At 70.8% G+C, this 2,137-nt stretch carries 2 protein-coding genes; one reads left to right on the top strand and one right to left on the bottom strand.

The genetic code is table 11. From position 1 onward, the window contains the following. On the bottom strand, window positions 1-781 hold a 781-nt coding region (locus tag VF468_01950), incomplete at its 3' end, for a sialidase family protein (GenBank protein ID HEX5877083.1). Window positions 782-917: 136 nt separating this feature from the next. On the opposite strand from VF468_01950, the gene VF468_01945 reads away from it, so the two are divergent. After that, a partial coding sequence (locus VF468_01945) for an RNA polymerase sigma factor (GenBank protein ID HEX5877082.1) occupies window positions 918-2,137 on the top strand: 1,220 nt, incomplete at its 3' end.

Genomic DNA, 2,137 nt, shown 5'->3' with positions numbered 1-2,137 from the left:
GAAACCCGAAGTCGGACGGCAGGTTGCCGCTGACCTCGTACCAGGATTCGCCCGCGTTGTCGCTGCGCATCACATCCCAGTGCTTCTGCATGAACAGGACGTTGGGGCGGGAGGGATGCATGGCGATCCGGTGCACGCAGTGGCCGACTTCGGCATCCGGGTCCGGGATGCCCTGGGACTTGAGTCCCCGGTTCACCGGCCGCCAGGTCTCGCCGCCGTCGTCGCTGCGGAACGCGCCGGCCGCGGAGATGGCGATGAAGATCCGGCCGGGATCGGCAGGGTCGAGGATGATCGTATGGAGGCATATGCCGCCCCCCCCGGGCTGCCAGCGGGGACCCGAGCTGTGGCGGCGCAGGCCGGAGAGCTCCTGCCAGCTCCGGCCACCGTCGGTTGAGCGGAAGAGCGCCGCGTCCTCGACGCCGGCATACACCGTGTCCGGATCGGCCAGGGAGGGCTCGAAGTGCCAGACCCGCGCGAACTCCCAGGGATGCTGGGTGCCGTCGTACCACTGGTGGGTTCCCGGGACGCCGTCGTAGGTGAACTGATTGCCGACCGCTTCCCAGTTGGTCCCGCCGTCGTCCGATCGCTGCACCACCTGGCCGAACCAGCTGCTGGATTGGGATGCCCACACCCGGTCGGGGTTCGCGGGAGATCCCTTCATGTGATAGATCTCCCAGCCGGCGAAGTAGGGCCCGCACACCTCCCACCGGTCCCGCTTGCCGTCGGCCGTGAGGACGAATCCGCCCTTTCTCGTTCCTACCAGAAGCCGTACACCGCTCATCACCGTCTCCTTGCCGAAGTCCAGCTATTCTGCTCGCGGGCGCCGCTGGTCGCAAGCGCAGGAGGCCGCTGTCGATAGCAGGTGCCGGCACCGGATCGCCTTGCATTGGGGAGCGGGGCGCGCCTGATTGGTAGCCGTGACGGCCACCGATACGCACCGCGCCATCGAGGCGGTCTGGAGGATCGAATCGGCCCGCCTCATCGCCGGTCTCACCCGCCTGGTGGGCGACGTGGGGCTGGCCGAGGACCTGGCACAGGACGCACTGGTCGCGGCGCTGGAGCGGTGGCCGGGATCCGGCGTGCCCGACAAGCCGGGCGCCTGGCTCATGGCGACCGCCAAGCACCGCGCCATCGACCAGCTGCGCCGCCGCTCGATGCATCTGCGCAAGGAAGCACAGCTCGGGCACGAGCTGGAGGCGCAGCACGAGGCCTCGGTGCCCGACCTCGACGCCGCCCTGGACGATCACGTCGGCGACGATCTCCTGCGCCTGATCTTCATCGCCTGCCATCCGGTGCTCCCGACCGAGGCCAGGGTGGCCCTCACCCTCCGACTGCTCGGCGGCCTCACCACCTCGGAGATCTCCCGCGCGTTCCTGGTGCCCGAGGCGACGCTGGCCCAGCGCATCGTACGCGCCAAGCGGACCCTCGCCGATGCCGGGGTGCCGTTCGAGGTGCCGAGCGGGCAGGAGTTGACGGCCCGGCTCTCGTCGGTGCTCGAGGTGATCTATCTGATCTTCAACGAAGGGTACGCGGCCACCGCCGGGGAGGACTGGATCCGCCCGGCGCTCTGCGAGGAGGCGCTCCGCCTGGGTCGTGTCCTCGCGGAGCTCGCGCCGGACGAGCCGGAAGTCCACGGGCTCGTCGCCCTGATGGAGATCCAGGCGTCCCGCCTGCGCGCCCGCGTCGGGCCCTCGGGAGAGCCGGTGTTGCTGCTGGCCCAGGATCGGGGACGCTGGGACCAGCTTCTCATCCACCGCGGCTTCGCCGCGCTCGAGCGCGCCGAGTCGCTGGCGGGCGGACTCGGCTCCTATGGCCTCCAGGCCGCCATCGCCGCCTGCCACGCCCGAGCGCGAACGCCGGAGGAGACCGACTGGCGGCGGATCGCCGCGCTCTACCAGGCGCTCGCCCGGGTCACGCCCTCGCCCGTGGTCGAGCTGAACCGGGCGGTGGCGGTCGCGATGGCCGATGGCCCCGCCGCCGGACTGGCGCTGGTCGACCCGCTGCTGGTGGAGCCCTCACTCAAGAGCTATCACCTCCTGCCCAGTGTGCGGGCCGACTTGCTCGCCAAGCTGGGGCGGGCCGATGAGGCGCGGGCGGAGTACGAGCGCGCCGCATCGCTCACCCGCAACGTGCGGGA

The sequence above is a fragment of the Actinomycetota bacterium genome, from assembly GCA_036280995.1.
Classification (GTDB): domain Bacteria; phylum Actinomycetota; class CALGFH01; order CALGFH01; family CALGFH01; genus CALGFH01.
This window is presented reverse-complemented; position numbering and strand designations above follow the sequence as displayed.